A 24,995-nucleotide genomic window follows, 5' to 3' on the forward strand; every position below is an offset into this window, starting at 1 on the left:
ATTTACTCAGATAATTCCGCTTTAAGGTTAGATCATTATTGATGTTCCGCATAATTGAATTAACGTTTTTTATTGCTTGTTAATTCTGTTACCGAATTATCTAACCTTTACAGCAATGACGTGATGTAAAAATGACGTTTTCTTTAAGCAAATGTTCGTAAGTTTGGCTTGCATCATGCCATCCTATGAATCCTAAAAAGACCATCCTCGCCATTTCCGGCAGCTTACGTTCCCGCTCATCAAACCATAATATCCTGAAGTTTTTAGGTAGATCGGTACCTGATGAGATTCATTATTTTGTGTACGATAGATTGGCCGAGATCCCTCCTTTTGATCCGGGATTAGATAATGAACGCCCGCCGGAAGCTGTTTCTGAATTAAGACATTTTATGAAAAATGCAGCCGGCATAGTGATTTGTACTCCCGAATATGCTTTCGGCGTTCCAGGTCAGTTGAAAAACATGTTAGATTGGATGGTTTCGAGTGGATCGTTGGTTGATAAACCGGTTGCTTTGGTTACCGCTTCCTCAGTTGGAACGAACGCTCATGCATCGCTGTTATTAACGCTTGGAGCACTTTCGGCTAAGGTTAGTGAGGATGCTACTTTGCTTATTCCCTTTATTAGGAGTAAGATGGACGCGGAAGGAAATGTGACGGATGAGGAAACGAAAAAAGCTTTACTCTCTGTTATAAAGGCATTTTTAAATGAGATAAATTGACACTCTTATTTCAGTAAATTAAAAAACTAATTACCTACGCCTTATAAACAATCGTCATTATAAGGTACGAAGCAATCCCCAACTGTACAGGACGGATTTGCTTGGCCTCTCTGCTTATTGGGGATTGCTTCGTACCTCGCAATGACGTGGAGAATATCCCCCTGCCAATTTGACAATACACCAACAATTGGAACAAGCATTGATGAAGCAGTATCAACAAACATTAAATCAACCATATTAAAATATAGTTATGCAAGAAAAAGGCAGCATTTCGATCCACACCGAAAACATTTTCCCGATAATTAAGAAGTTTTTATACTCTGATAACGAGATCTTTTTACGCGAGCTGGTATCGAACGCGGTAGATGCTACCCAAAAAATTAAGCGCCTGGCCTCATTAGGCCAGTATAACGGCGAACTTGGCGACCTACGTGTTGAGGTTGCATTTGATGCCGACAAAAAGACAATCACCATTAGCGATAATGGCTTGGGTATGACCGCCGAAGAGATCAAGAAATATATCAACCAGATCGCTTTTTCGGGTGCTACCGAGTTTATGGAGAAATTCAAAGAAGCGAAAGACGCGAACGAGATTATCGGTCGTTTTGGCTTAGGTTTCTATTCGGCTTTCATGGTGGCTGATAAAGTTGAGATCCAGACTTTATCGTACCAGGAAGGTGCCGAACCGGCTTTCTGGGTATGTGATGGCAGTACCGAATTTGAAATTGGCGATGGTATTTTAGAAGAGCGCGGCACCGAGATCACCTTGTTTATCAATGAAGAATCGGCCGAGTTTTTAAGCGAGCACAAGCTACAGGAGATCCTGGATAAATATTGCAAATTCCTGCCTGTGCCTATCAAATTCGGCACTAAAACCGAATCTGAAGAAGACGGCGTTGACGAAGAAGGTAACCCAAAATACACTTCGGTTGAGGTTGATAACATCATCAACACCACCAACCCTATCTGGACAAAAGCACCGTCGGAATTAAAAGACGAGGATTACCTTGACTTTTACAAACAGCTTTACCCTTTCAGCGAAGACCCGTTGTTCTGGATCCACCTTAATGTTGATTATCCTTTCAACCTTACTGGTGTATTGTATTTCCCTAAGCTGAAAAACGATTTCGAGTTCCAGAAGAACAAGATCAAATTATTTAGCCGCCAGGTATTTATTACCGACGAGGTAAAAGATATTGTTCCGGAGTTTTTAATGTTATTGCATGGCGTTATCGATTCACCGGATATTCCGCTGAACGTATCACGTAGCTTCCTGCAAGCCGATAGCAATGTTAAACGCATCAGCAGCTACATCACCAAAAAAGTAGCTGATAAATTGGCAGAACTTTATAAAGCCGACCGTAAAGCCTACGAAGAAAAATGGACCGACATTGGTTTGTTTGTAAAATACGGCATGGTAAGCGAAGAAAAATTTGCTGAAAAAGCTAAAGATTTTGTACTGGTTACCAATACCGAAAAACAAAATTTCACCCTGCCTGAATACAAAGATAAAGTTGAGGCTACTCAAACCGATAAAGACGGTCAGCTGGTTTACATTTATACCAACAACCCGGCAAAACAGGATTCGTTCATCCAATCGGCCACTAAAAAAGGTTACGATGTGCTGGTACTGGATTCGCCTATCGACAATCACTTCATTAGCCATTTGGAGCAAAAGCTTGACAAAACTTCATTAAAACGTGTTGATGCCGATGTTGCTGATAAACTAATCAGAAAAGATGATGCGCCTGAAACTGTATTAACCGAAGAACAAAGCACCAAGGTTAAAGACATTTTTAACAAAGCCATCAACAAACCGGCCTACAATGTACAAATTGAAAGCTTAAACCCTGATGAACTGCCTGTAACCATTACAATGGACGAGTTTATGCGCCGTATGAAAGATATGGCAGCTATGGGTGGAGGTATGAGCTTTTACGGCAACATGCCTGATAACTACAAAGTAATTGTAAACGGCAACCACAAACTGGTAAACCGTATTTTACAGGAAGAAGACGAAGCCGTACAGGCTCAGCTTTCAAAACAGGCGTTCGATCTGGCCCTGTTATCGCAAGGTTTATTAACCGGTGCCGAATTAACAGAGTTTGTTAAACGCAGCGTAAGTTTGATATAATAATCAAAAAAGTTCCCCTCTTGAGAGGGGGCGCGATGGGAAGCGCGAGAGCAGGGGTGTGTTATACCAGCGATATGTGCTACATACATGCTGAATAACACACCCCTCCGCCCCTCTCAAGAGGGGAATCGCACAGCCCTCGCTTTTTCCATATTTTTATCAGAAAGCCACTCTTTTCAGGGTGGCTTTTTTGTTTAAAAGATTGTTTAAATTTGAGTGTAATTAAACCTAAACAACTCGTTATCGTCTAACCAATTAAACATTTGTATCATGAAAATCCTAACCAAAATAGCCTTTGTGGCTTCGTTTATATTTATTGGTATCAATATAAGTTATGCGCAAACCAAAGCTGAGAAAAAAGCGGCAGAGCGCGCCAAATTCAAAGAGATGGTTGAGGCGCAAAACTTTATATTTAACGCCACTTATGCCATGCCCATGCGTGGAGGCAGCAGGGCGCTTACTTCAAATTACGATCTGACAATTGGCAAAGATACCGTTGTAGCATTCCTGCCTTATTTCGGCCAGGCCTATGTTGCACCCAACCCAGGCACCACCGATGGCGGCATTAAAGTAAACACCACAAAATTCAGCTATGTATCTAAACCCAAAGGGAGCGGTTGGAATATCACTATCAAACCCAAAGACAAAAATATAGCCGATTGGCGCGACGTGCAAACATTTAACCTTACTCTTTCGCAAGACGGTTACGGTACTTTGCAAGTGATCAGCACCAATCGCGACGTAATTTCATTTAATGGTTATATTGAAGCGAGGAAAAAATAAGTTCTAAGTTTTAAGTCAGAAGCATTAAGTCATTTTGATCTGTTTTGCTTTTAAGACTGTTCAATCAATCCCGCGTTATCCTTTAATTCCACTCCGGATAGCTGTCGTCTAAACGCTTCGCTGATCAGATAAAAGATCTTTTTCGCGGCTTTTTTATAAGTAAGTCCTTTAGGGCGAATGTTTGACACGCAATTACGCGATTCGTCGGTCAAGCCCGGTTTTGGATTGTAGGTCAAATAAGCTCCAAGACTATCGGCCGCACTGAGGCCGGGGCGCTCGCCTATCAGTATTAGCGATAGCCTGGCGTTTAAGCCATGACCGATATCATCGCCAATGGCTACCCTACCCTGTTCAACCAAACTTATGGGGGCAAGCTTGAAACCGCCATTAATTAGTAATGGAATAAGCGCATCCAACAATCCTTTGGTGTTTTCGTTTACAGCTGTTGCCGAGAGGCCGTCTACAACCATAATAGCGACGTCACTATCAGCGCGGTAATCCTGTAATTGTATTATGGAGGCGTGATTAAGTTTACGCCCCAGATCGGGCCTTTGCAGGTATTGACGTCTATCGGTAACCTGGCTATGCAGATGTAGAATTGGCAACTCAAAATGCTTTAGCAAGGTTGTTAGCTTATTAAGATCCAATTCTGAATAAACAGCATCCCGTGCATGGGCATGGGCCAGTTTAAATTCTAAAGATTGTTTGAGCGGGATACTTGTTCCCACACGACCAATAGCTATCCGTGCCGAAGTAAACTCCTGCAAGGCTTTTAATGGTTCAATTTCGTGTGGAATGTTACGTTTCATTTAGTCTTCTTGAATCTCTATCAATCACTGTTTATTATAACCTTTACTATTTTAGGAGGAGTTTTTTAATTCCCTCCTTGGGGAGGGGTGCGTTGGATTGTGTAGTGGCAGGGAGGGGTTTATCCGCTATGTATATCGATTGGCATAGCGTTGAACCCCGCCCTACACCCTCCCAAGGGAGGGAATCGCACATTCCCTCTCTCTTTTTAGCTTCTCATCAAAATCCATCCAACAACCCATGCTCCCTAACCGGCAACATATTTCCTTTATCATCAAGAATCCCCTGCCTAACTAACCATCGCTCAAATTCGGGCGCGGGTTTTAATCCCAATACTTTACGCAGGTACAAGGCGTCATGAAACGATGTTGACTGATAATTCAACATAATATCATCCGAACCTGGGATTCCCATTACAAAGTTACAGCCTGCCACACCTAAAAGCGTAAGCAAGTTGTCCATATCATCCTGATCGGCCTCGGCATGATTGGTATAACAAACGTCAACACCCATAGGCAAGCCTAAAAGTTTCCCGCAGAAATGATCTTCTAAAGCCGCACGGATAATCTGCTTGCCATCATACAAATACTCCGGACCGATAAAGCCTACCACCGTATTTACCAGCAAGGGGTTAAACTTTCGGGCTACAGCATAAGCCCTAACTTCGCAAGTTTGCTGATCAACTCCAAAATGCGCGTTAGCCGAAAGCGCGCTGCCCTGCCCTGTTTCAAAATACATTACATTATTGCCAACAGTTCCGCGTTTTAATGATAGTGTGGCCTGGTAAGCTTCCTCAATCAAACCTAAATTAACACCGAAACTCGAATTGGCTTTTTCAGTGCCGGCGATGGATTGAAAACACAGATCAACCGGTGAACCTTCATTAACCAGTTGCAGCGTGGTAGTGATATGGCTAAGCACACAGGTTTGTGTAGGGATCTCGAACCGATGCCGCAACTCATCCATCAAAGTGAGCAAACTACTCACCGCCGCCGGACTATCGGTTGCGGGATTTATACCGATAACAGCATCTCCGCTGCCAAATAAAAGCCCGTCGATTATACTGGCGGCTACACCGCGGGGATCATCTGTTGGATGATTGGGCTGTAAGCGCGTGCTGAAATGGCCCTTTAAGCCAATGGTATTGCGAAAACGGGTAACCACCTCGCATTTTGCAGCCATAGCCATCAGATCCTGGTTGCGCATCAGTTTGGATACAGCGGCAACCATTTCGGGAGTTAAACCCGGGGCTATGGTTGTTAAGGTGCGGCAATCAGTTTCGTCGCTCAATAACCAATCGCGCAGTTCGCCAACTGTTAGGTGGCTGATGTGACTGAAGGCCAAAGCATCATGTTCGTCAATAATGAGGCGGGTTATTTCATCCTGTTCGTAAGGGATAACAACCTCATTCAAAAAGTTTTTAAGCGGAACATCGGCCAAAGTAATCTGCGCGGCAACACGTTCCTCATAACCATCGGCACATAAACCAGCCAGCTCATCACCCGAGCGATAAGGCGAAGCCTTGCCGAGCAACGTTTTCAGATCGGCAAACTTATAAACCCGGTGGTGTATGGTGTGGCGGTACATTGTTTTGTCATTTACTGCGTGTCATTATTATTATCATTTGCTTCGCGTCATTTGGTCATTAGGTCATTTTTCAGGTCATTGTCAACAGACGAAATACCTCGTGCTAAGCCAATGACCAAATGACTTAATGACTTAATGACTAATCGAATGACTCAATGACATCTTCTTCATGAGGTGCATTCATCATATCCTCGTCCAGCGCTACTTTGTGTTTTCCCATCGCAACAAAAACTATTAGTACTATTGCCAAGCCTCCTGCAAAAATCAAACTCATATCAGGATTAAAATATATTGAGGCGAAAAGGCATACTATACAAATAACCAAAGCTATTGCCGGGAACACCGGGTAAAACGGTGCTGTGAACGGGCGGTTTAAACGCGGTTCTTTTTTACGTAATATAAAAATGCTCAGCATGCTCATAATATACATTACTACCGCGCCGAGTACCGATAGCATAATGATCTGATCTGTTTTAAAATTGTATATAAAAATACAGCTTACAGCGCCGCTAACCACAAGCGCCCAGTGCGGCGTTTTAAATTTATGGTTGATATTAGCCAGCACCCGCGGCAAATAGCCGCTGCGCGCCATAGCGAAAACCTGCCTTGATGAGGCCAGAATGATGCCATGCAAAGAGGCTATCAAACCAAACAAACCAATGCTGGCAAATACTTTGGTAAGGCCGTTGCCTTTTCCCAACACAATCCCAATGGCTTCGGGCAGCGGGTAATCTAAATGGCTTAGCTTATGCCAATCTGTTAGGCCGCCGGTTATTACCATTACGCCTAAAGCCAATACTACCAAAGTTATTATGGCCGATATATAGCCACGCGGAATATTCCGTTTAGGATTATCTACTTCTTCGGCAACCATAGCCACACCTTCAATGGCCAGGTAAAACCAAACAGCATATGGCAAAGCCGCAAACACGCCCGACCAGCCAAAAGGCATTGGGTCGGCAAGGTAATTGGCAGTTTTAAAATGCGGGGATACAATGCCCAGGTAGAGCAATAGCTCTATTACGGCCAGTATGGTAATAAACACCGAAAACGTAGCCGATTCCTTTACGCCCAGCATGTTGAGAAAAATAAACACCGCAACAAAGCCAACAGCGGCTTCCGTTACTGGTATGCCGGGATATAAAAAATGCAGGTAACTACCTAAGGATACAGCAACAGCAGGCGTGGCCACCAAAAAATCGACCAAAGTAGCATAGCCGGCAATCAGCCCGCCAAATGGCCCCATGGCGCGGTAGGCATAGGCGAAAGCCCCGCCGGCATGCGGTATGGAGGTTGTAAGTTCGGTATAGCTAAAAATAAAAGCAATATACATTAAGGTGATAACCAAGGTAGCTATCAGCAAGCCGACTGTACCAGACACAGCCCAACCCAAATTCCAGCCAAAATATTCGCCCGAAATAACTAAACCTACAGCAATGGCCCATAAATGAACCGGTTTTAAAACTTTTTTTAATTGTTCTGTAGATTTTTCTGCCATAAACCGCCCGATTCAAATAATAATTATTGCCTTAAATTACTTAAACGAGAGGTTAAATCAAAATCAGCGCACATTATGGAATTGTTAACAGGCAATATTTCAAAATCACGCCGGATTTATTACACTATAAGTCAATTTAATACCGTCATCTCAGAACAACAATTAAAATTATAGGTTCAAAACAATCGATTAACAAAAACAGCCGGTAATTTTAACCGGCTGTTTTTTTATATCAAAGAAATTTAGAGGTACTGTATTTATACCATCAATTTATTTTTCAAATACCCCATACTGGCAGTGATACTTGCGTAGGCATCTTTAGGCATATCATGTTCTACAAAAAAGTGTTTCATTCCTGCCGATTTTGCTGCCGCGAAAATTGGCTTGAAATCAATAGTACCGCCACCAACTGGCTGAATATTTTCGCGTTTGGCATCCAGATCTTTCACATGCCACAGCGGGAAACGGCCTGGATGCGCCTTGAACATTTCAACCGGATTTTTACCCGCTTTAACTGCCCATGCCAAATCGAGTTCCATTTTTACATTTTGGGCATCAGTTTCGCTCAGCAACAAATCGTAAGGCACTTTACCATCAACGGCCTTAAACTCCATATCGTGGTTATGATAAGCAAACTGGATCCCTGCTTTTTTAGCAGCTTCGCCGGTTTTGTTCAAAACCGATATAGTACTTTTTATTTCATCTAAAGTAGCAGTAGGCGAATTGGCGCATACCAGGTATTTTACACCACCTTCTGCAACTTCGTCAACCACTTGTTGCATGTTATCGCGCAGGTTCAACACAGGCGGCAATACCATTGGCTTACCATCTGCCCCTACCGGCATTTTTGCTCCGGGAGGAAGTTTAAATGGCGCGCCTAATACGTGGTGCGACACCCAGCTTAAGCCCAGGCCGTTTGCCATAGCTTTAAACTCTTTAGGTTTCATGCCATAATAGCCGCCCTTTTTACTAAAGGCCGATTCTAATTCTTTATAGCCGATACCTGCTATTTTAGTGAGCGTACCTTTTACGTCTTCATCAATAATGCCGAAAAAGGTAAATAGCTGTAACCCTATCGGATGATGCTCCATCGGGGTTAAAAAACTTGCCGCCTTGCCAGATAAGGCCACGCCGCCAAGAGCAAGCGCGCCGGCACCTTTAATAAAATTTCTTCTGCTGTAAGTCATGCTTTGATAATGGTTAATAATTAACTGGTACAGTAAAGCTAATTATTAATTATCAGCATTTTAAATTTAATGTGTCTTTTTTACACATTAAATTATCTGGATCAAGAATTTACAGAATTTGAGGATTTGCCGAATGTTTGTCTGAACCGGGATTTGGGTAGATTTTGGGGATGAGTGGGATTATAGAGATGTTTGAAATAAAAGATTATTAAGATGCTAAGCAAATTCAAATTCGGGCGAAATCAACGTAATCAAAAAAATCAACGGTTCTGAATGAGGGCGTTGCCTGCGGCCGGGCTATCCGCTCATACGCCTACAGGCCTTAGCCACAAGGCCGGTATCCGCTCCTATCCCTAACGCAAACGTAGTGCTAACCAACTATATCCGGCAAACTATTGTGCTTCATGGATGATACAATAAAGGCAATAATAGCTATGATCAACCCAAACATGAACACATTATAAGCTGCCCTTAGCAGCCGGTATTTACGCCCAAGTACTACGCCCTGGGTATGGATATCTTTGATCAGCGTTTCGTACAGGTATTCTTTATCATTTAAAACCTGCTTCATGCCTATGGCAAAATCATCCAGCTTCATCCGGTAAAAATTACCGAAAAAGAGCAGGTTAGCCTTCTTATTCTCCAGATCTTTTGCGCTGAACTTTCCGCGGGGGATGGATGGCCGGGTTGATAAAATGGCCAGGATCATGGTAACCAAACTCACGGTAAGTAAAAGGTACGAAGGCACTATCAAAAACGAATTATCCTTCAGTTTGCGCAACACCAAACTAATAATAGCCGATATAATGATGGAGTTAACCGTGATCAGGATCTGCGCTTTATTATCGGCCATATCGCTCAGGCGCTGATCGGTACTGGAAGTAACTTTTAAAAGTGTTTCAATACCTAAATCAACCTCGGCGGGTTGCGGTGTATTTGGTGGTAAAGCATCCTGATCTGCCATTTGGTTTTGATTATAAGCTGATAAATTTAGATTATTTACCTGAACCTAAATTTGTTGAATTGAAAAATTACCCGAATGCCAAACAAATTTGATAAATTCCTTAATTCCATAAATCCCGGTTCAGACAAAATATCCTGACAATCCTCTAATCCTAAAAATCAGGGTTCCTTCTACTCAACATACAAACAATTAGCGATCAACCCAGTCCACCCGGTTTGGTGAGATGCGCCCAGCCCTTTGCCTGTATCGCCATCAAAAAACTCGTAAAACAAAATATGATCTTTAAAATGAGGATCAGTTTGCAGCTTAGTGTTTTTGCCAAATACCGGTCGCTCGCCGTTTCCATTTTGCATAAACAGTTTTGAAACGCGGGCGTAAAGTTCGTTGGCCACCTCTTTCAAGTTCATGAAATTACCCGAGCCTGTTGGGCATTCAATTTTAAAGTCGTCGCCATAATATTGGTGGAAACGGTGCAGGCTATCGATGATCAGGTAATTGATCGGCATCCAGATCGGCCCACGCCAGTTGCTGTTGCCGCCGAACAGACCGCTGTCGCTATCTCCCGGCACATAGCTTATCCCAAACTCAACGCCATTTACCGAAACATGGAACGGATGTTTTAAATGGTACTTTGATAACGAACGAATGCCGTACTCGCTCAAAAATTCGTTTTCATCCAGCATGTATTTTAGCAGCGATTTCATGCGGTAGCCCCTTAGCAAACTAATGAGATGCTTGCCTTCATGCCCCTTTTCGTTCCAGCGGGATACGAGGGAGGCAAGATCTGGCCGTTTTTCGGCAAACCATTTTAGCCTGTCCTGAAAAATGGGGTTATCGATAATATCCTTTTCTTCCAGTACTTCGGTGGCAAACAGCGGGATCAAGCCAACAATACTCCTTACCCGCATTTTTACCGAACCGTCATCCGGAAAGCGGATCTGATCGTAAAAAAAGCCATCCTCATCGTCCCAAAGCCCTTCATCATCCTCGCCAAAGTTCGACATCGCTCCTACTATGTAAATAAAGTGCTCAAAAAATTTAGATGCGATATCAGAATAAGCTTTATCCGTTTCGGCCAATTCGGTAGCTATGCGCAACAGGTTGAGCGAATACATAGCCATCCAGCTGGTACCGTCGGCCTGCTCCAGGTGCTGGCCCCAAGGCAGATGCGTGTTCCTGTCAAATACCCCCACGTTATCCATCCCAAGGAAACCACCTTCAAAAATATTATTTCCGGCTTCATCCTTACGGTTTACCCACCAGGTAAAATTGAGCATCAGTTTATGGAAAACCCGCTCCAAAAAGTAAGTATCTCCTACTCCGTTGTTGGCCTCCTTATCGGCCTCGTAAATATTCCATACCGCCATAGCATGTACAGGAGGATTAGCATCACCAAAATCCCATTCGTAGGCAGGCAACTGACCGTTAGGGTGCATGTACCAATCGCGTGTAAGCAATACCAGCTGATTTTTAGCGAAAGCCATATCTACCGTAGCCAGCGGCAGGCAGTGAAAAGCCAAATCCCAGGCAGCAAACCATGGATACTCCCATTTGTCAGGCATGGATACAATATCGCGCGTGTTCAAATGTTTCCATTTGCTATTACGGGCGTTTTGTCTTTCGGGTGGCGGCTTGGGCATTCCCTTGTCGCCACTTAACCAATGGCGCACATCAGAATAGTAAAACTGCTTGTTCCACAACATCCCCGCGAAAGCCTGGCGTTGAATGAGCCTACGGTCGGCACTCATAGTTTCGCCGTGGATATCATTATAAAACTGATCGGCCTCGGTTAGGCGGGTGGAAAAAATTTGATCAAAATCTTCAAAGCTGTATTTAGCATCTTCAGAGAGACGTAAACGTAAGGTAACGCTTTGCCCCGCGGGGATCACCAAATCATAATTCACGGCCACTTTGGTACCTACTTTTTTGGGATTAACAGAGTCGGCACCATGAATCAGATGATCGTTTATCCCATCTTTATAATACTTGCGTCCGTCGTCGTAATCATACAACCGGCGTGAATTGGTTTCATTATTACAAAAAAGTAATTCGGCCTCGCCATCGATGTGCAGCCACATCTGGCCAAGTTCCTTCTGAAAAATGCTGATCACCTTATTCGAGTGGGCCGTAAGATCGGGTTTACGCGAATCATATCCCCAGCCCCAGGTATTGCGAAACCATAAGGTAGGCATCACATTTAAAGGCGCATCTTTGTCGCTACGATTGTGGATGGTGATCTTAATTAAAACGTCTTCCTGCGCGGCTTTAGCATATTCGGTAAAAACATCAAAGTACTCGTTATTATCAAATATACCAGTGTCCACCAGTTCAAACTCCGCATCTTGCCTGCCACGTCGTTTGTTTTCATCAACCAGCCATTTGTATGGAAACTCGTTTTGCGGATACTTGTACAAGGTTTTCATGTACGAGTGCGTTGGCGTACTATCCAGGTAGTAGTACATTTCCTTCACATCCTCGCCATGGTTACCCTCGGGGTTGCTCAGGCCGAAGTAGCGTTCTTTTATAATGGGGTCTTTTTTATTCCATAGCGCAATGCCGAAGCAAAGATATTGCTGCCTGTCGCAAATACCGGCTATCCCCTCCTCGCCCCAGCGGTAAGCTTTGCTGCGGGCCATATCATGGGTAATGTAGTTCCAGGCATCGCCATTGGCGCTATAATCCTCGCGCACGGTACCCCATTGGCGGTCACTTACATAAGGGCCCCACTTTTTCCAGCTTGTATCTTTTAACCTTGATTGTTCTGCATTCATAGTATAGATGGCAAATTACACTGTACATCAGAGTAAGGTAAGTGTTTTGCAAAGTAGATTTTATTGAGGAAAGTTACGGGTATTAAGGATAGGTTTTTACGGTGCGATGAAGAAAGGGAGGGAATTTATCTTTTTGTCTGAATCAGAATTAACAGAATCTAACCGTGACGTATGAATTCTGAAAATCTTCAAATTCTGTAAATTCTGATTCAGACAACTGTTTACCGCAAACTTAAAACTGCAAACTGAACTATGCCCAGGCCTTCCTCAAAAACCTTAACCAGTTGCCATGCATCATATTTTGAATATCCTCATCGGTATAACCACGTTTTTTAAGCAGATCAGGAACTTTTTGCAGATCGGCAATAGTTTCCAGGTCATAAGGGCATTGCTCACGACCAAATGCGCCATCTAAATCGGTACCCATACCTACGTGTAAAGCGTTACCTGCTATCTGGCAAATATGATCAATATGATTAACCATCACCTCCATATTGCAGTTCATGCCTTTTGGTGTTGATACTCCCCTCACCCAGTTAGGTACCATCATCCAGGCATCGAGGGCGGCACCTATCACCGCACCACGTTCAATCAATACTTTGATCATTTCATCACTGTACTGGCGGTTATGGTTTACCAGTGCCCGGCAGTTGTTATGGCTTGCCCAAACGTGGCCGTTAAAATGATCTAACGCTTCCCAAAAGCTATCATCGCATAAATGGGTGGCATCTAAAATAATATTGAGGCGCTCCATTTCTTTCAACAACTCATGCCCTTTCGGCCCCATGTAACCCGTAGCATCTGTACCCTGAGCATATCTGCCCGGTCCATAATGCGCTGGACCAACAGCCCTTAAGCCATAATTATACGCCCATTCCAAATGCTGAACCGTCACTATCGAATCGGCACCTTCCAAACTTAAAATATAACCTACCGGCTTTTTATCGTTCGGCGTACCATCATCCCATAATTTCAGATGCTTTTCAAGCGATGTGAGATCATTAACCTGCACCATTTCGCCGGCATCTTCCATGGCTTTGTACCAAGCAACCTGCCCCTGCGTTTGTGCCCAGGCCTGCTCAGGAGAGTGCCAGCCAGGTAGCGGGTTATCAAGAGCTACATAACGGCCTATCTGGGTAGCAACCACCAAGCCTATATCACCCTTACGCAATTCCGGCAATGAAACGGTAGCCTTAGCGCGATCTGGTTTATCGGTCAAACCTTCTTCGCGTTGGTTTATTTCGGCGAGGGGACGCGTAAGGTCGCGGTTCCACTCGAGGGCATTCATACTTAGATCAAGGTGGGCATCAACTACAAACATTTTTTAGGGGGATTAAATGGTGATCTTACGGTCGCGGGCTTTGTTGAGCCATTCGCCACTGATATTTTCTTTTTGAATAGTATAAGCGCGCTCATAAAGCGCTACGGTTGGGCAAACGTGGTGCGGAATACCGTACAACACATCGCCAACCTGGTATTTATGATCTTTACCGGCTTCAACAACCAAATGTTCTTCGCTTTGGCTTACCGGGTAAAGTTCGGGCGCGTTTAAAAAGTATATGCGTTTGCTCAACTCGTTCTCGGCCGAGATGGATTTATGGCCAACATCCAAACAAAGTTTTGTAGGGCCAGGCAGGGAAATAACCCGGGTTATTACCAGCGCGGCTGGCAAGAAATCCTGCTCGGGCATGCCTAACTGATAGCCCTTATCCCAATAAACAAATGTACCGGGACTACACTCTACATATGGCCTTTTAGCGTGAATAGGAAAAGTTGGTGAACCTCCGGCCACTATGATCGGCTCAGGATAACCTTTTTGTTTAAGGCTTTGCTGAAGTTTTAAAACCGGATCAAACGCGAAATTGCAGCGCTCGGCACGTTTTTGCAGGTCGACATCATGAATATGACCATCGTATGCATGCAGGCCTACCGGGTTGATGCCGGGCAGCACTTCACAATCCATATACAACTGCAAAGCGTCGAAACCAGCCGGGATGCCTGTACGGTTCATGCCTACATTCAGATCGAGGTAAACATCAATCTTCAGTTTATACCTTTCAGCAGCATCCGAGATCTCTTTGGCAGATGTTGAATTATCAACCAAACAAGCAAACCGTGTTTTAGGATAAGCGTGGATGAGCCTGATAAAACGGTGCAATTTAGGACCTTCGGGTTGATAAGCCAGCAAAACATCCGGTGCTTTACTGATAGCCAATAACTCCGCCTCGGCAATAGTTGCACATTTAAACTTGCTGATACCGGCTTCCAACAGCAGAGCAGTTACCTCGGCATTTTTATACGTTTTAACGTGCGGGCGAAGGCGTGCTACATCATCTATCATACCGGTAATTGCTTCGATATTGGTTTTCACTCTATCGGGATAAACTACCAGCGCGGGGGTATCCAGTTTGTCGAGGTCCTGAATGTTATACCAATTTGCAGACATGGGTTAAAATTATTCAAAATGTAGAGACGCATCACATGCGTCTCCCAGAGGACAATCCGCATACACACTGATCAATCTATCGTGATTTGCATGCGGGAGACGCAATTATGCGTCTCTACAGAAAAAACTTTTTATTCTTGTTCTAATTCAAACAGCGCTTCGATCTCAACCGGGATATTATCCGGTAATGAACCAAAGCCTACGGCACTGCGTACGCCGATACCGTTTTCTTCGCCCCAAACTTTGGCAAAAAGTTCGCTTGCGCCGTTAATAATGAATGGATGTTTCTCAAAATCGGGCGTACAATTTACCATACCCAATACTTTGATAACACGTTTTATTTTATTGAAGCTGCCGATGTTGGCTTTAATTGTTGATAGCATGGTTAAACCTACCTGACGGGCGGCTAATTTGCCATCCTCCTGGTTAATGGTATCGCCAATGCGGCCGATGATCAGACTGGCATCATCCTGAACCGGGCCGTGACCCGACAGGTATAAATATTTACCATCAACTAAACAAGGTTTGTAAACGCCAAGTGGTTTTGGTGCAGGCGGCAGGTTTAAACCCAATGCCGCGAAGTTTTCTTCGGGAGTGTTCATGAACGTAAAACTATTGTTTTTAGATAAAAAAGTACTAAATTTTTAACACGAATTTTTATCTATCGCAGAGAATTTATACGAATTACACGAATGAAAGCGGATGATATGAAGCACCGATCCCCAACGTCATTGCGAGGTACGAAGCAATCCCCGCCTGTACAGGGCGGATTTGCTTAACCGCTCTGCCTCTTGGAGATTGCTTCGTACCTCGCAATGGCGTTTTCTATATGTTTTTGACAACGTCTCAGAAATTCGTGTAATTCGATTCAATTCGAAAAATTGGTGTCTATATAAAACAAAAGAAGCCGGGGATCTCACTCCCGGCTTCACCAATTCAACTAAGTAAAATATATATTCTCAAAATTTAAAAGACACACCAAAATTGATGGCATAATCAGCAAAAGCCGCGTCGCCGATTACATATTGGCCTTGTATGGCCGAGTTTTGTTTATCGGTAACGCTTTGTGTACGATCGCGCCTTAAGGCAATTGGTACGCTTGCAAATACATTAAAACGTTTAAAGGCGTAGTTAACTGATGGCTCTACCGAAATGATATATCCCGGGCGACGGAAAGCATCACTCTTACCGATCAAATCATGCACCGGGATACCTTCTATACGGCCACCTGCCGATAATGTTAATGCTTTTAAATCACCGCCAAAAGTATAGTTAACCCCTAATCTTGCCAGGTACTGATCCGGCACACTCGAAATGGCTTCGTTTGCCAGTGTGGCGCTCAGCGTTTCACGGTAAGTGCGGGTATTGTTGGTATTACGCGGGTTGCTTAGGTAATACAAGTTGGTATAACCGCTAAAGTTGCTATTAAAGTTAAGGTAGCCATTAAACTGTGCAATAAAACCAACGCCGCCGTCACCCAACTGGATCGATTGATCAACCGGGCGTTTTGATGGGATCACGTTATAAAAGTTTGACATGTAGTTGTCATCGCCGGTAGGCAACTTGATACCCAAACCAACCTGGATATTTCCTTTTGTTGCAGTATGGCTATCAAACAACCAACGGCTGGCAATGATCCGGCTATCGCCAAAACCATTTGAATATGATTTATGGCGCTCCTTACCGCCATGCTCATATAACGATGAGCGGGTATTGATCAAATAAGGAACACCTATTGATACCGACCAAAAACGGTCGAAATTGCGGGTAAGGTTTAGATCATACGTACTTTGATGGTTGATCACCTCGTTACCGAGAACCAAACGTTGTTTCTGTTCATCGCTGCCTTTAAAGTGACGGAAAGATTTAAAATACCTGAACGAAGCGGTTAACTCCCAGCTTTGTTCTGATACCGATGAATCTTCCATCGGGTGCTCGATGGTCATTAAACCACCGGTACCTTTAATGGCCACGCAACCTTGCGCGTTGGCCTTTTGCCCGGCGGCGAATATAAAGATGGCGACAGCGCCAATTGCTTTCAGCGTAAAGTTTTTCATAATGTTATTTGTAGGAAGTTTTTGTAGCATTTTGATTGTTTAGATAATAACATAGCAAGGCAGGGTATTTTTCGCCCCTGCAAAACGTGTTAACGAGATTAGTTGAAAGATCAGTAAGCCTTCAGATCCGACGTTTGTTTAAAGGGCCACAGCATAGATAGGGCGGGCGCTTTCTTTACTGCAAACCATAAGGCCAGCAGTACGCCATAACTTCCGCCGCGTTCTATCCACTCAAACATTTCGTATTTTGGATAAAAAAGCTCACTTGTTATTTTCCATATAATAAATACAAGCAGTATATTTTTAAAAGGACGAATAAGTACCATTATTGCAGCCAGCACTTCCAGCAAACCCACCGCCTGCGCAGTTTGGGCAGCATCGGCAAAGCCTAAAGCATGATATTGATTAAGCAAACCTTGTTTTTGAACCAGGTTTAACCAACCATGACCAATCAATAGTAAAAAACCGAAAGCGCGCAAGTAAGCCGTTACTTTGGTAAGGGTGGCGGGGTCAAGTTCTACATGATCGTCCATACGGGCAAACAATTGCTTAAAGTTCATTTTAAACCCACCCTGTAAAAGCAACAAGGCAAAGGGCGCGCCGTAGTTTCCGGCGCGTTCAATAAACTCGGCAAATGGCTCGCCAGATAATGGTCTTAATGATGCAGTGATCAGTCCCCATATCACAAGCCAGCCTGCTACTGCACGGGTTGGATAAACCAACATAGAGATACCCATCAGTATATCAATTGCACCAACCGGGCGCATCAGGATATAGGCCATATCCTTCCCTATCCCAAATACGGCAAAGTAATTACACCATATTTGTTTAGTGATGATACCAAACGCCCCATGACCAATAAAGCACATGGCTACTGCAAGGCGAAGTGTAAAGTATATTTTTTGATCGGTAGTTAAGCTGCGCATTTTTTATTATTCGTCCTCAAAGTCAACATCCTGTTATTTGGCATCTGCGCCATCGGCTTTACCCCTGTTAACGGCGTATTGGCCTACTTTATTTCCGGTTGTTAAACCAACTTCGCAATCGCTGCGGTAGTGGATGGCACCGTATAACCTCGACATGGCAGCCTGGTGCGCCAGATCGTTAAATTTACTGCCTCTATCTGGCAATAAATAAGTTAACACCGTTGCAGCCGCGCCACTAAAATTAGAGTGGCCAGAGGTGTAAGCCGGAAAGTTAGGCACACCTGTAAGTGTTTTAATAATAGGGTTAGCCTGCGATGGGCGTTGGTTAAAGTAAAAATATTTGGTATCCCAGCACACTATCGCGGCATCCATTTCGGCCATGTTTAATAGCGCAAAGTTACGTGCCCAGCGCACTTCACTGTATTTTTGTTTAACAAATTCATCGGCAGCAATAGCATTCCAGTGACCCGGCGGCGTGTAAGTACCAATACCATCAGCCCAAAAAGCAACCAGTTCTTCATGGTCCCGGCTATGGTCTTTACTAAATGAAAGCACCTCTTCGGTTTCCTTTTTAAACTCGGCCGAATTGGTAGCATATGGTGGCCCCGGCCTGATAGCAACAACAGTAAGCGTATCAAACAAAAATGGGATCACTTTTGAAAACAATGGCAGCATCGGCGGCCTTTTTGGTGTTTCTAAACTCACCCAAAATTGTTCGCCTTTAGCAGCTGTGGTTGTTTCAAAGCTTTTCCAGATATCAGGTGTACCAATGGCTTTACCGGCGCGATCGGCACGGGCACGGGCGGCAAATAACAATGCTACCTGCCTGCCTAATGATTCGCCTGCTGCAAATTCGGCACGGGTGTTAGCACCTGATGCTATCCTGTAAAAACGCTCATCATCCACCTTTTGCTGAATGTAAGCGATCTCGGTAGGGAATAAAAGTTTCATGATCTCTGAAGTAGCACCAGATACCACAGCGTCTTCGCTTGGGTATGATGGCAACTCAGAAGCAGGGATCAAAGCTTTTACATTCGAATCATTTTTGTAAGGCGCTGTACGTTTATACTGGTTTTTAAAATGCCAGGCCGCAATCAAAGCATCGTACTGGGTTGCACTTACATAAGCGTAAGCACGGGCCGCGTAAGGTGGATTTGAAAACGGGAACTCCGGATAATTGAATGGATTAGCCGAGTTTGGTGCCGGATAAGTACCATCTGCATTTTGATACGGAGGTAGGTTGTGCTTAGCCACCAATTCGCGCAAAATCTCGTTCCAACGCAAAACCGAACCGGCGCTCCAGTATTGAATTACTTTTTGCTGGGCATCGCTAAGGTTACGCTGATAAGCTTTGATCTCGTTTAAATCGGCCACGTAAGCAGGCGAAGTAACGGCATCTGGCGCGGCTACGGTAAAAGCGTTAAAATCAGAAATTAAAACCGGTTTCCAGGTATCGGCAGTCAGATCCAAACTTGATGGTGCCAGTGCCGGGTACAGTGCAGTACGATCTATAATATCTTTTTTACACGACGTTAAAGCGATCGCGGTTAAAAGAGTACCTGTAAATATGTTTAGTAATGTTCTTTTCATTTTATAATTCTTAAAAAATTGCCCCTCTTACTTTTTCTCACCTTTGGTATTGAATACATAATACACGCTAAGGTATCCTGAACGTGTTTGCCCAACGTTACGGCCGCTTAAAACATAGTTGCCGCCGGCAGTAACCTCAATGCCCATTGGTGTACTGTATTTAAACAAGGCTCCTACTACATTCGAGTTCATTTTATTGCTCGGGAACGGCATATCATTTTTACGGATATCAAAACCGCCTATAGTTGTCATTTTGGTGAAAGTGGCTTCCGCATTAAATCTCAAACTGCGGTAACCGGCACTTGCTAAAAAGTTGGTATAGTTAGGCATTTGAACCTCGTTGGTATAATGCATTTCGGTGGTGTAATATGAAGTTCTGTCGATAGAAATATTGCTGCGGCGTACATACTGACCGGCACCGGCTACAAACAGCCTGCCTATCTGATAGTTCAATAAACCGCGGATACCTACGTTTTTACTGTGTAAACCAACAGAAAGCGGAAGATAATCGGCCTCATAATTGCTCAATGGCACCGAGCCTGTAGCTATGGCATGAAAACTGAAAAGGCCCCGACCTATTTCTTCTTTCACAGCCATCCATTTAATAGCAAACATCAAGTCCTGGAATTTTTTCTCGCCCCTTAAGGTACCTGCCGATGCATTTGTGGTTACAAATGGCACCATCATGATCAGGTTAATGCGGTTTGATAAACCGTAGTTACCGCCCACTGTGTAAGTGTTTGTACTTACAGTACCAAGGTTTGGGTTATCCCTTTTAAATGTACCCTCCCAGTAGTGGTCCCAACTCCCATGGGAATACACCGCGGCGGCACAAAAATAATTTTTAGGGATCATCAAAGCATCGGCATCAGTTTGGGCTTTGGCAAACTGCGATACAACAAGTAAAAAGCAAATAACAATACTACATCTGTAAAAGTACAGTGACATAAATTTCAATTTAAATGATTAAGGAAACAATTGATATAAAAAACTATGAGCAGCCATTGGCTAAAACTATCGCTTTAAGCTTTATATGCTAACACCAGGCATCATTATGTTTACCGAACCGGGGGGTATGGCACCTCCGCAGTAGCAGATAAAACATAAAACACATAGCATTACAGCACACTAAATAGCTGCAAAACAAATACTCACAAAATTTACAGGTAGATTAAATTTAAGCGGTCGGGTTTGGCGGTTTGCCTGGCGACTCGATAAAGGGTGAAGTAGGAAGGTAGAGTAGAGTATTGGGTTTTACCTTTAGCATAGAGCCATAGGTAACAAACTGGTAATGCATAACCTGGAAGCTATAATCAGTAGTAGCCCCTACTTTTTTCATCGGCGCTTCATGGCCGCCTTTTTTACTCAACGGAACATCACTTATCTCTTTGGCAATAATAAGATTAGCAGTAACCAACCGGGTTTTAACCGCGTTGGCTATACAAATGAACGACATGGTATCGCGGGTAACCTTATAGCGCAAATAGTTGTAGTAAACACCTTTTAGCTGCAACTGCCCCTGATCTTTCACATAACCGTTCCAGGTAGTGATATTGGGCAAATGCACCGGAATTTTTATCTCCACAAGCTTGGTAGCATCTACCTTGTTCTCGTAGATCTCTTTAACAATTTGCACTTCTGATTGGTGAATAAAATACTGAAATGCCAAATTGTACCCGCCCAAATTGAACAGATGCACATTTAACAATAGTATGGCGATAAGCCTTTTCACCGTATGGAAATATTAATTGGGTGTATAACTGGGAGTAAATATATTGTAACAATGTTGTTAAAGCAAATAAAATTAAAAATTGTATAACTAACACTTTTCGCTTGCTTTTACTGGTAGTTAAAGCTTTTTATTGGATTATATTTACCAATTAAATAATTATTCACCCAAAAATGGACCTGATAAAACAACCCTGGCCATGGTATGTAGCCGGCCCTTTAATAGGCCTCGTTGTGCCTGCCCTGCTTACTATGGGCAACAAAACTTTTGGCATATCATCATCATTAAGGCACATCTGCGCAGCATGCCTGCCCGCCAATATTCCGTTTTTTAAATACAACTGGAAAAAGGAAAGCTGGAACCTGTTTTTTGTTGCTGGGATTGTTTTAGGCGGATTTATAGCTGCTCAACTTTTAAACGGCAACCATGCGGTTAATATCAACCCGCAAACCCACACCCTACTGCAACAGCAGGGAGTTGAAAACTTTGATGGTTTATTACCTGCCGATATATTCAGTTTTGAGCAGCTATTTACCGTACGAGGCTTAATATTTATGGTGCTTGGAGGCTTTATGGTAGGCTTCGGTACACGCTACGCCGGCGGGTGCACTTCCGGCCATGCCATAATGGGCATCTCTAATCTGCAATGGCCATCGCTGGTGGCAACCTGCTGTTTTATGATAGGCGGCTTTATCATGACCTGGTTTATTTTACCTTATCTTTTACAGTTATAATATGCGCAATATCAAATATTTGTTAGCCGGTTTACTATTCGGTATAATACTGATAAAAGCAGAAGTAATTTCCTGGTTCAGGATCCAGGAGATGTTCAGGTTACAATCATTCCATATGTACGGAATAATTGGCAGCGCCATAGTTGTAGGAATGATCTCTGTGTTGATCATCAAACGTTTCAATATCAAAACTATCCATGGCAAACCTATCATCATCCCTGATAAAAAGTTTAACTGGGGCAATGTTTATGGTGGATTGATCTTCGGACTTGGCTGGGCCATTACGGGGGCCTGCCCCGGTCCGCTGTTTGCGCAGATAGGTAGTGGCTTTTTAGTTACATCTGTTACGCTGTTAAGCGCTATTTGCGGCACCTGGGTGTATGGTTTGCTGCGCGATAAGTTGCCGCACTAAATTAGTTGTGGTGCGAAGCATGCATGTTGAATATATTTAGATAGGTGTATTAAAATGATCCAACGGAAAAAGATATCTGTATCAAACATCATTACTATTTTACTGGCGGCTTTACTGCTGCTGGTTATTTTTAAACCGGAAGCTAAGAGTTATCTCATTCGCGGGCTGATGGCCGTAGGAGTTTTCAATCCAAATACTAATGGCCTTACTGCCGGTACAAAAAAGTACGCCAATACTCCCGATCTGCAATTTAAAAACGCCGATGGCAAACTGACTTCGGTAGGCGGTTTTTATAATAAAGTTGTATTTGTAAACTACTGGGCATCCTGGTGCCCTCCCTGCATAGCCGAAATGCCATCTATTAACCAGTTATATCAAAAGTATAAAAGCAGCGGGCGGGTAATGTTCATTATGGTTGATGTTGATAACGATTTGCCGAAAGCCAAAGCATTTATGCAAAAAAACAGCTACGATTTGCCGATATATACACAAGCCAGCCCCGTACCCGATAGCCTAATGAATGGCACCATCCCTACTACCTTTGTTTTTGATAAACAAGGCAACCTGATTTTTAAACATGCCGGGGTAGCTGATTATAGCAGTAATGCCTTTGATGAATTTATCAGGAATCTTGAATAGATATCTGAACCGGGGTTTGGGGAGATTTTTGGGATTTATAGGATTTTTGTCTGAACCGGAATTTATTGAATTAAGTAATTAATAGAAGGTTAGCAAATTTTTAAATTCCAGTTCACAAAAAAGCTGGCATGCGGTCGTGGAGACACGACCGACGGGGTAGAAATCCTGGTTCAGAAAAAATCATCCCATACCTCGCCAAACAAGCATTAGCGAAATCAACGTAATTACTCCAAAAATCAACGGTGAATTTTTTATTGTTCTTTTAACACTTATTAATATTTTTTTCTTTTCTTTACTGCTCATTCTGTTAAACCTAAGTTTCAATGAAAAAGAACCCGCTTTTAAACCTTGGCGTTATCGCTTTGTCATTCCTCGGCTCGTCGGTATTCGGGCAAACTGGTACACTTAATATCAGTACCGATTCAAAAACAACCATTAGTAAACACATTTACGGTCAGTTTGCCGAGCACCTTGGCCATGGCATTTATGGAGGTTTTTGGGTAGATAAAAACCTGCCTGTAAAAAAACAAGACAGGATCCGCCTGGACATTGTCGACGCGTTGAAAAAGATCAAGATCCCTAACCTCCGCTGGCCCGGCGGCTGCTTTGCCGACGAGTACCATTGGAGAGACGGTATTGGTCCGGCAGCACAACGCCCTCGCATGGTAAACACCAATTGGGGGGGTATTACCGAGGATAATAGCTTTGGCACACACGAGTTTCTGCAGCTTTGCGATCTGTTAGGTTGCGAACCTTATGTGGCCGGTAACGTGGGTAGCGGTACTGTTGATGAAATGTCGAAATGGATTGAATACTTAAACTCAAACAGCAGCAGTACCGTTGTGCAGTTACGTGCCAAAAACGGTCATCCTGCACCATATAAGGTAACTTTTTGGGGTGTTGGTAACGAGAGCTGGGGATGCGGCGGTAACATGACGCCCGAATATTATTCAGACCTGTTTAAACGCTACGCCGCTTTCGCCAAAGATTACCCTGGCGCTAAGCTCAAAAAAATTGCCAGCGGACCTAATGCTGACGATTATCGTTGGACAGAGGTTTGTATGAAAAACATCCCTAACTGGTTAATGTCGGGCCTGTCACTACATTACTATACCATCCCAACCGGTAACTGGGGCAAAAAAGGTTCGGCAACGGCGTTTGACGAGAAAGAATACTTTGGCACCATGGTTAACTGCTTAAAAATGGAAGAGCTGGTTACCAAACACTCGGCTATTATGGATAAATACGACCCAGAGAAAAAAGTGGCTTTAGTGGTTGACGAATGGGGTATCTGGACAGATCCTGAACCGGGAACTAACCCAGGCTTCCTGTACCAACAAAACAGCCTTCGCGATGCTTTGATAGCAGGTACAACCTTAAATATTTTCAATAACCATAGTGATCGCGTGCGGATGGCGGCTTTGGCGCAAACAATCAACGTATTGCAGGCATTGATCCTTACGGATAAAGAGAAAATGATCCTCACCCCTACCTATCATATATTTGATATGTACAAGGTGCACCAGGATGCTAAATATCTTCCTATTAAATTAAACGTACCGGATTATGAAGTTGACGGCAAAAAGATTGAAGCTGTAAACGCCTCGGCATCGCAGGATGCTGCAGGTAAAGTACATATCTCGCTGGTAAACCTCGATCCGCATAATACCATTACCATTACAACCAGCTTAAGCGATGTTAAATGGCAAACAGTAAGCGGCCAGGTATTGACTTCGGCTAATCTTACCGATGTAAATACTTTTAAGGATACTAACAAAATTCATCTAAGCGCATTTAGCGGCGCTAAAAAAGATGGTGATAAACTGGTAGTTGCCCTTCCGGCAAAATCAGTAGTAACACTCGAATTAAAATAATACTCTTTTCCCTACAAACAGCAAAGCCGGGTTATGTGATGAACATCCCCGGCCTTTGTTTTTTTATTAGGTCGATAAGCTTACTTATAAACGACCTTTTTAATAACTTTCAACCTTCCGCATCAGGCTTTCAGCTTG

21 protein-coding genes are annotated in these 24,995 nt (G+C 43.5%); 7 read left to right on the forward strand and 14 right to left on the reverse strand.

The window, feature by feature from the left end; all coding sequences use genetic code 11:
• Window positions 1–185 precede the first annotated feature (185 nt).
• The 3 genes from AAFN85_RS19075 (at window position 186) to AAFN85_RS19085 (ending at window position 3,636) form a co-directional block, all read left to right on the forward strand.
• Window positions 186–719 carry an NADPH-dependent FMN reductase gene (locus AAFN85_RS19075; RefSeq protein ID WP_347529202.1) on the forward strand — a complete coding sequence of 178 codons (534 nt, stop codon included), beginning with the start codon at window positions 186–188 and terminating at the stop codon, window positions 717–719.
• A 250-nt stretch (window positions 720–969) separates the two neighbouring features.
• Window positions 970–2,853 (forward strand): molecular chaperone HtpG, encoded by a 1,884-nt coding sequence (htpG, locus tag AAFN85_RS19080; protein ID WP_347529203.1) that lies wholly within the window; start codon window positions 970–972, stop codon window positions 2,851–2,853.
• Between the two features lie 270 nt (window positions 2,854–3,123).
• Complete coding sequence (locus tag AAFN85_RS19085; RefSeq protein WP_347529204.1) at window positions 3,124–3,636, forward strand: DUF4251 domain-containing protein; 513 nt, start codon at window positions 3,124–3,126, stop codon at window positions 3,634–3,636.
• Window positions 3,637–3,686: 50 nt separating this feature from the next.
• On the opposite strand, the gene eutC is transcribed toward AAFN85_RS19085, so the two are convergent.
• From eutC to AAFN85_RS19155, 14 genes are all read right to left on the reverse strand, one after another.
• Window positions 3,687–4,445: an ethanolamine ammonia-lyase subunit EutC gene (gene eutC / locus AAFN85_RS19090; protein ID WP_347529205.1), complete on the reverse strand. Its 759-nt coding sequence runs from the start codon at window positions 4,443–4,445 to the stop codon at window positions 3,687–3,689.
• Between the two features lie 217 nt (window positions 4,446–4,662).
• Window positions 4,663–6,030, reverse strand: a complete 1,368-nt coding sequence (locus AAFN85_RS19095) for an ethanolamine ammonia-lyase subunit EutB (RefSeq protein ID WP_347529206.1) — start codon at window positions 6,028–6,030, stop codon at window positions 4,663–4,665.
• A 139-nt stretch (window positions 6,031–6,169) separates the two neighbouring features.
• Window positions 6,170–7,528, reverse strand: coding sequence for an ethanolamine permease (gene eat, locus AAFN85_RS19100; protein ID WP_347529207.1), 1,359 nt, complete (start codon window positions 7,526–7,528; stop codon window positions 6,170–6,172).
• A gap of 257 nt (window positions 7,529–7,785) precedes the next feature.
• The gene (locus AAFN85_RS19105; protein ID WP_347529208.1) at window positions 7,786–8,715 is read right to left on the reverse strand and encodes a sugar phosphate isomerase/epimerase; all 930 of its coding nucleotides are present in this window, start codon (window positions 8,713–8,715) and stop codon (window positions 7,786–7,788) included.
• Window positions 8,716–9,085: 370 nt separating this feature from the next.
• A complete protein-coding gene (locus tag AAFN85_RS19110) occupies window positions 9,086–9,679 on the reverse strand; it encodes a Pycsar system effector family protein (RefSeq protein WP_347529209.1) in 594 nt (197 codons plus the stop codon).
• 170 nt (window positions 9,680–9,849) lie between these two features.
• Window positions 9,850–12,450, reverse strand: a complete 2,601-nt coding sequence (locus AAFN85_RS19115) for a glucosidase (RefSeq protein WP_347529210.1) — start codon at window positions 12,448–12,450, stop codon at window positions 9,850–9,852.
• Between the two features lie 250 nt (window positions 12,451–12,700).
• Window positions 12,701–13,771 carry a membrane dipeptidase gene (locus tag AAFN85_RS19120; protein WP_347529211.1) on the reverse strand — a complete coding sequence of 357 codons (1,071 nt, stop codon included), beginning with the start codon at window positions 13,769–13,771 and terminating at the stop codon, window positions 12,701–12,703.
• Window positions 13,772–13,783: 12 nt separating this feature from the next.
• Window positions 13,784–14,896 (reverse strand): D-TA family PLP-dependent enzyme, encoded by a 1,113-nt coding sequence (locus AAFN85_RS19125; protein WP_347529212.1) that lies wholly within the window; start codon window positions 14,894–14,896, stop codon window positions 13,784–13,786.
• Between the two features lie 131 nt (window positions 14,897–15,027).
• Window positions 15,028–15,498 (reverse strand): RidA family protein, encoded by a 471-nt coding sequence (locus tag AAFN85_RS19130; RefSeq protein WP_347529213.1) that lies wholly within the window; start codon window positions 15,496–15,498, stop codon window positions 15,028–15,030.
• A gap of 357 nt (window positions 15,499–15,855) precedes the next feature.
• On the reverse strand, window positions 15,856–16,953 hold the full coding sequence (locus AAFN85_RS19135; RefSeq protein ID WP_347529214.1) for a hypothetical protein: 1,098 nt from the start codon (window positions 16,951–16,953) through the stop codon (window positions 15,856–15,858).
• Window positions 16,954–17,063: 110 nt separating this feature from the next.
• Window positions 17,064–17,879, reverse strand: a complete 816-nt coding sequence (locus tag AAFN85_RS19140; RefSeq protein WP_347529215.1) for a hypothetical protein — start codon at window positions 17,877–17,879, stop codon at window positions 17,064–17,066.
• 33 nt (window positions 17,880–17,912) lie between these two features.
• The gene (locus AAFN85_RS19145; protein WP_347529216.1) at window positions 17,913–19,469 is read right to left on the reverse strand and encodes a phosphatase PAP2 family protein; all 1,557 of its coding nucleotides are present in this window, start codon (window positions 19,467–19,469) and stop codon (window positions 17,913–17,915) included.
• Between the two features lie 27 nt (window positions 19,470–19,496).
• Window positions 19,497–20,417, reverse strand: a complete 921-nt coding sequence (locus AAFN85_RS19150) for a hypothetical protein (protein WP_347529217.1) — start codon at window positions 20,415–20,417, stop codon at window positions 19,497–19,499.
• 229 nt (window positions 20,418–20,646) lie between these two features.
• Window positions 20,647–21,201: a hypothetical protein gene (locus AAFN85_RS19155; RefSeq protein WP_347529218.1), complete on the reverse strand. Its 555-nt coding sequence runs from the start codon at window positions 21,199–21,201 to the stop codon at window positions 20,647–20,649.
• 170 nt (window positions 21,202–21,371) lie between these two features.
• Here AAFN85_RS19155 and AAFN85_RS19160 point away from each other — a divergent pair, with 170 nt between their 5' ends.
• The 4 genes from AAFN85_RS19160 to AAFN85_RS19175 all read left to right on the forward strand — a co-directional run bounded on the left by AAFN85_RS19160 (window position 21,372) and on the right by AAFN85_RS19175 (window position 24,857).
• Entirely contained in the window at window positions 21,372–21,932 is a 561-nt protein-coding gene (locus AAFN85_RS19160; RefSeq protein ID WP_347529219.1) for a YeeE/YedE thiosulfate transporter family protein, read from the forward strand.
• A gap of 1 nt (window position 21,933) precedes the next feature.
• Window positions 21,934–22,344, forward strand: coding sequence for a DUF6691 family protein (locus AAFN85_RS19165; RefSeq protein WP_347529220.1), 411 nt, complete (start codon window positions 21,934–21,936; stop codon window positions 22,342–22,344).
• 54 nt (window positions 22,345–22,398) lie between these two features.
• Window positions 22,399–22,983, forward strand: coding sequence for a TlpA disulfide reductase family protein (locus AAFN85_RS19170; RefSeq protein ID WP_347529221.1), 585 nt, complete (start codon window positions 22,399–22,401; stop codon window positions 22,981–22,983).
• A 323-nt stretch (window positions 22,984–23,306) separates the two neighbouring features.
• Window positions 23,307–24,857 carry an alpha-L-arabinofuranosidase C-terminal domain-containing protein gene (locus AAFN85_RS19175; protein ID WP_347529222.1) on the forward strand — a complete coding sequence of 517 codons (1,551 nt, stop codon included), beginning with the start codon at window positions 23,307–23,309 and terminating at the stop codon, window positions 24,855–24,857.
• The last annotated feature ends 138 nt before the right edge of the window (window positions 24,858–24,995 follow it).

The sequence above is a fragment of the Mucilaginibacter sp. CAU 1740 genome (assembly GCF_039839285.1).
Taxonomy (GTDB): Bacteria; Bacteroidota; Bacteroidia; order Sphingobacteriales; family Sphingobacteriaceae; genus Mucilaginibacter.